4 protein-coding genes are annotated in these 4,264 nt (G+C 66.1%); 3 read left to right on the top strand and 1 reads right to left on the bottom strand.

What is annotated here, in order from left to right; translation table 11 throughout:
- Window positions 1-167 precede the first annotated feature (167 nt).
- Window positions 168-923: a VOC family protein gene (locus ACIBO1_RS32210; protein ID WP_396753073.1), complete on the top strand. Its 756-nt coding sequence runs from the start codon at window positions 168-170 to the stop codon at window positions 921-923.
- A 93-nt stretch (window positions 924-1,016) separates the two neighbouring features.
- Window positions 1,017-1,505, top strand: a complete 489-nt coding sequence (locus tag ACIBO1_RS32205) for a hypothetical protein (RefSeq protein ID WP_396753071.1) — start codon at window positions 1,017-1,019, stop codon at window positions 1,503-1,505.
- Here ACIBO1_RS32205 and ACIBO1_RS32200 read toward each other — a convergent pair.
- Entirely contained in the window at window positions 1,398-1,829 is a 432-nt protein-coding gene (locus ACIBO1_RS32200) for a hypothetical protein (RefSeq protein WP_396753069.1), read from the bottom strand. The genes ACIBO1_RS32205 and ACIBO1_RS32200 overlap by 108 nt on opposite strands.
- A 274-nt stretch (window positions 1,830-2,103) precedes the next feature.
- Between ACIBO1_RS32200 and ACIBO1_RS32195 the strand changes: the two genes are divergently transcribed.
- Window positions 2,104-4,221 carry an NACHT domain-containing protein gene (locus ACIBO1_RS32195; RefSeq protein ID WP_396753067.1) on the top strand — a complete coding sequence of 706 codons (2,118 nt, stop codon included), beginning with the start codon at window positions 2,104-2,106 and terminating at the stop codon, window positions 4,219-4,221.
- The last annotated feature ends 43 nt before the right edge of the window (window positions 4,222-4,264 follow it).

The following is a 4,264-nucleotide window of genomic DNA, read 5'->3' as shown; positions in this document are numbered from 1 at the left end:
TCCGGTATCGCCCACCTCCACAACATCATCCTCACCGGATGACACCAGTACCGTTGCCCGGCAACGCCTTCACCGAGTTACGAGACACCCTTTAGCGTCAGGCTGTGACACCCGACTGCATCCCAGGTCTGACGACGAGTTCGCCGGACTCACCCGCGAGGACGGGCTTGTTCATCGGCTTTCAACGAGTCAACGACTACCAGCCGCCACTCTGGCCCGCGCAGAACGCGCCCCGACAGCTGCACCTCGACTTCGTGGCCGAGGACATCGACGCAGCCGAGGCCATGCTCCTGAAGCTGGGGGCGGGCCAAGCCCGAGCACCAGCCGGGCGGAGACCGGTTCCGAGTACTCACCGATCCCGCCGGGCACCCCTTCTGTCTCGTCCCCCAAAGACACTGACCACCACGGCCCTTCGACCAGAGTCAGGCCACCGCATGCGACTCAAACCCACGCTGTACCGCATTCCAACGCCGCCACCCGGCCTGTTGAGCACGATGCCACGACCGCGCGGCAACGACTGGCTCGACGACGAGATGACCGCACTACGCGACACCGGCGTCGATGTCCTTGTCTGCCTGCTCACCTCCACCGAAGCCGCTGAACTCGGCCTGACCGGAGAGGCCGTCGCCGCCATCAACGCCGGGCTGGAGTTTCACACCTTCCCGATCGACGACCTCGGCGTGCCCGACCATGCACTGGCACAGCCACTGATTGACCTTCTGCACCACCGGATGACCGAGGGACGACACGTCGCGGTGCACTGCCGCGCCGGCATCGGACGAGCATCGCTGATCGCAGCAGCCTGCCTCGCCCGACTCGGCACCCCCCTCGACACGGTCTGGCAGGTCATCGGGGAGGCCCGAGGTGTGCCGGTCCCGGAGACTGACCAACAGCGACGCTGGCCGGCGGACCTCCGGCGGTAACTCGACGGCCGCCGCGTACATCGCGCCCTGGCAGCGGCAGATTCGGATGTGCGTGGCGGCCAGTCCGGCGAGGTGACCATTAGGATCCCGGCCATGTCCGATCTTGCTGCGCGGTTCGCCCAGCTCGCTGGCGAGCACGACTCCCGGAAGAGAGCGGCGACCGCGCTCGTCGGGCGCTGGGAGTGGTACACGTGGCCTGGCCTTGATCTTCGTCCGTTGCACTTCGAACGGGACCTGCTCAAGGCTGGCCGCCGGTGGGACGCCAGACCGCCGGTGGATCGGGATGTCCTGCGTATCGGGTTCGACGCCGAGGGCCGCGCGGTGGTGATCGAGGAGTACAGCGGCTTTCTTCACGGCCGCCTGTCCTGCGAGACGTTCGTCGGCCACGACGGCGACGTGGTCGAGGCGGCGCACTTCGATTCGGACGGGCCCGTCTACCTGCACGAGTACCGCTTCGTGGAGGGGGTGATGCGCTCAGCCGACATGGTCGCGCGGCGCGGTGCGGGGCGGGAGCGCGACCAGGACGAAGTCGTTCGGGTTCGAGGAGTTGCGGGCGGTGGTGATCAGGGCTTCGAACTGTAGGTGCCCGAGTCCGAGGGTCGGTGATTCGGCTGGCACGGTGGGTCGGCGGACGTAGTCGGCCGGTGAGTGCTCCCGGATGGCGTCGATGACGCAGACCCGGTAGAAGCCGACCACGACGGACAGCCAACGGGAGACGGTCGAGGGCTGGTGCCGGCGGATGTCTTGCAGCCATCGCACGTACCGCTCGATGTCCACCCGCGTCGTAGCCAGCGGGTCCAGTTCGTGGTCGGCGCACCAGCGCAGGAAGACACGTAGGTCGGACTCGGTGTGCACGCGGGTCTGGCCGCGGTAACGGCCCAGGAAGGCCGACACCGCGGCGCGCACAACGAGTTGATCGGCCAATACCACAGGGGACGCGGAAGCAGGATGGGTAGCCATACATCACCGTGCGTCACCACCTCCGATGAACACCAGTCGCGGCAGACCAGGACGTCCCACGATTCCTCGCTGAGACGTCGTCGAGTACGTGTTGACAGCGGGTCCTCGTCACGAGATTGTCGCCGGTGACGTCCCGTCGCCTGGGGCGCTGCTGGCGGTCGAGGGGACAATGAGGCGCACCGAGACGTTATGGCGAGGAAGATTCGGTAGCTTCGCCGTCTTGCTGCTGATTGCTCTCGCCTTGCTGGGTCTTGGTCTTCTGCTCAATCGGCGTGGGCTCGACTTCGCCGATAAGTTCGGCAGCGCCGCGTCTCTTCTGGTCGCGCTGTTCGCCCTGTCTCTTCCGCTTGTGTCAAGGTTGGTTGGTCGAATGCGCGGGGTTCGTCCGCCTTCCGACCTTACGGCGGGAGAGGCATGTGATGAGCTAGCGCGTGCTCTGGCCCATCGCTGGAGTGACAATGACCGATGGCGAAGGGTTTACGACCCGTGGCCGCTTCCGGTTTCCTGGGCAGACAAAGGATCCGGGCGCAGGCATGAGTTCGGTGAAATCGCGGACTTCTTCCGTGCTCTGCCCAATCGTCGGCTGATCATTTTAGGTGCTGCTGGCAGCGGCAAGAGCGTGATCGCCCAGAAGCTCGCGCGTGATCTGCTTACCCGGCGCGAGGTCGGCGGCTTGGTGCCGGTTGTCGTGTCCGCCGCCACCTGGCAGCCAGATCGGTCCATGACAGAGTGGATCGAGGAGACGTTGCTGTCGGTTTTGCCGGACCTCGCGGCCCGACCTGTTCGGGCGATCGGCATCGACACGGTGGCCGGCATGATCGCCCGCGATGGTGTCATTCCGATAGTCGACGGGCTTGACGAGCTTCCGGAGGGGATCCGCGCCGAGGTGATCGAGTCGATCAATCGGCACGGGTCTGACCAGGCGATGGTGCTGACCAGTCGGCCCGAAGAGTTCACGGAGGCGGTTGCGACTGCTGGTCGGCCGCTGTCACGTAGTGCGGTGATTACGCTTCGGCCGTTGCGTCTGTCGGATGCTCGGCGTTATCTGCGCGAGTCGACCGGCGGGGATCCGGACCGTTGGATGCCGTTGTTCGCCGCAGCTCGGTCGAGCGAACCGCTGGCCACGGTGCTGACGAATCCGCTGTCTTTGTGGCTGATGCGCACGGTCTACGAACAGGGCGATAGCCGACCCTCGTCGCTCCTGGCGCTCCCGCAGACGGTCGAAGCGTTGGAGCACCGGCTGTTCGAGCACTTCCTGCCCTCCGTTTATCAACCCATCGGAGCCGACCGGCCACGGTGGCGGTCCGACCGGGCCGGCCGCTGGCTTGGTGCGCAGGCTCGGTGGATGCACTGGGAGGCAAGTGGCAAGGCGCGCCAAGAGTTGCGCTGGTGGGATCTCGCGGCCTGGAACGCCAGTGGTCTGGCCGGAGCAGCACGCGTGTTCCGGGCGACGGTCAAGGGAGCGGCGGCCGCGATCGCCTTGACCTGGGTCGCGGACCTTCATCGTGCACGGCCCGGGGTTGTGACTGGCGCAATACGCGACACTCTCAGCGGTGGACTACTTGGCCAACGAGCGTTGCCAGCGCTGCAGGAGGCGGGAGCGGCGCTGGCACCCGTTTTCAACACCTTGGTGGCCCTCTTTCCTCAGCGTCCGGTGAACGTCATTGCCCTTGCCACGGTGGCCACGATTGTCTTCTTCGTCAGGTCTCAGGAGGACCCGGCCCTGCCTGCGGCGCCGGCGTGGGACCCGCGGCCGTGGCTCACCCGCGCATTACGCCATGCAGTGGTGGCGTCGGTTCTGTTCTACGTAGGATTTCAGGCTGTCGGGCTTCTGCACGGCCGGTTTAGCCCAGTGGATGGGTCCCTCCTGTGGAGTGTGCTCGCCGTCGCCATGTTGGCCGCCGGTGTAACACGTCCTCGGCTCTTCAGCGTCGGGAAGACCTCTGAACCCCAAAGCTCCCTGCTTGCGGACCGCCGCGCCACGTTGACTGCGGGGCTGGCGCGGCTCCTACTCCTGGCAGTTTCCTGCGGTGTGCTGGCGGGCCTTCGCGCCACTGTCGTGCTCGGTACGGTCGGGGCTGCGCTGTTGGTGGCCAGGCTGTTCTTCGGAAGCCGGCGGGCGCACGCGAGGGCTTACGAGACCTATGCGGAAGCGCGCCTGGGTTCATGGTTGGCCGGTTGGGGTCCATGGAACATGCTCGGCTTCCTCGGGGATGCGCATGCACGAGGTGTCCTACGGCAATCCGGGGCGGCCTACGAGTTCCGGCATGTCCGGCTACTCAAGCACCTAGTACTCCAACGTCACTTGGCTTCGGCGTTGGGCGTGGCGTGGGCATGAAGACGGCCACCGCGTTGATCATCGATGGTTTGTGAGGACAATC

Source organism: Micromonospora sp. NPDC049903, from assembly GCF_044460945.1.
Classification (GTDB): Bacteria; Actinomycetota; Actinomycetes; order Mycobacteriales; family Micromonosporaceae; genus Micromonospora.
This window is presented reverse-complemented; position numbering and strand designations above follow the sequence as displayed.

Coding starts and splice junctions, on each gene's coding strand:
- ACIBO1_RS32205 (WP_396753071.1), top strand. CDS start 1,017: ATGTCCGATCTTGCTGCGCGGTTCGCCCAGCTCGCTGGCGAGCACGAC.